1 protein-coding gene is annotated in these 1,205 nt (G+C 78.8%); it reads right to left on the reverse strand.

Features of this window, described 5'->3' with window-relative positions; all coding sequences use genetic code 11:
* Positions 1 to 1,205, reverse strand: a 1,205-nt coding sequence (locus NH602_RS30980) for an FtsW/RodA/SpoVE family cell cycle protein (protein WP_253069709.1), incomplete at both ends; no start/stop codon positions are given.

Raw genomic sequence — 1,205 nt, forward strand, 5'->3', positions numbered from 1 at the left:
ACCGGCACGCAGCGGGTCGACTGGTCGTGCGCGGTCGCGGCGAGGGCTGCCCCGCCGGGTCCCTGCAGGGTCGCCGCGGCGGCGACGAACCCCAGCAGCACCGCGACGACCCCGGCGGCGAGCACCCGGACCAGGCGCGGCCTGCGGCGCAGCGACGGCGGCGACCAGAGCGCCCGGCGGACGCCGTCGCGGCGCAGGCCGAACACCGACCCGATCGCGACGAGGTGTACCACGAGCGCCGTGCCACCGAAGCTGACCAGCGGGAACGGGACCCCGGCCAGCGGGAGCAGACCCAGGTTGCCGCCGGTCGAGACGACCACCTCGACGCCGAACAGCACCGCCATCCCGGCCGCGACGAGGCCGGCCTGCGGGGTCCGGCACTCCCGGGCGGCCACGGCCAGCCGCCACACCAGGACCCCGGCGGCGAGCGCCAGGACCGCCCCGGCGACCGGCCCGAACTGCTGCACCACGCTGGCCGGGGCCAGGTCGGTGTCCCGTTCGGGAAGGTAGGAGGCGAGCAGACCGGCCAGCGGGTCACCGGCGTGGCCCCACAGCGGTGCGGAGCCGACCGCGATCCGGGCCTGCTCGACCGCCCAGCCCGCCCCGCCCGGGTCCTGGCCCGACCCGCCGAGGAATGCGGCCAGCCGCTCGGCCTGGTACGGCCGCAGCAGCCCGACGGCCAGCGGCGCGGCGACGACGGCGGCACCCACCAGGCCCGCGACGGCCCGCACCGACACCCGGCTGGTGACCAGCACGGCGACGGCGGCCAGCGCGAGCAGCGTCGCCGTGCTGAGGTCGGGCTGCAGCGCGGTCAGCGCGACCGGCACCACGGCGACCACCAGCGCCACCGGCAGGCGCTGCCACTCCGGCCGGCCCGAGCCCAGCACGACCGCGAGCAGGAGCAGCACGCCGGCCTTGGCCAGCTCCGACGGCTGCACGGTGAGCGGCCCGACCGCGATCCAGCGGGTCGCGCCGTTCGCCGACACCCCCGCCACCCGGACGACGACGAGCCCGGCGACCGCGACCGCGTACACCCCGACGGCGACGACGGTCAGCGCCTCCGCGCGCAGCCGCCGCGCGAGGACCATCAGCGCCAGCCCCACGACCGCCACCGCCGCCTGCTTCCCGGCCGGGGCGACGCCGTCGACGGCCAGCAGGTTCGCCAGGCCCAGCAGCACCAGCACCCCCGCGGCGACCGGACCCGC

Origin of the sequence: Pseudonocardia sp. McavD-2-B (assembly GCF_024124365.1) — a bacterium.
GTDB lineage: Bacteria > Actinomycetota > Actinomycetes > Mycobacteriales > Pseudonocardiaceae > Pseudonocardia > Pseudonocardia alni.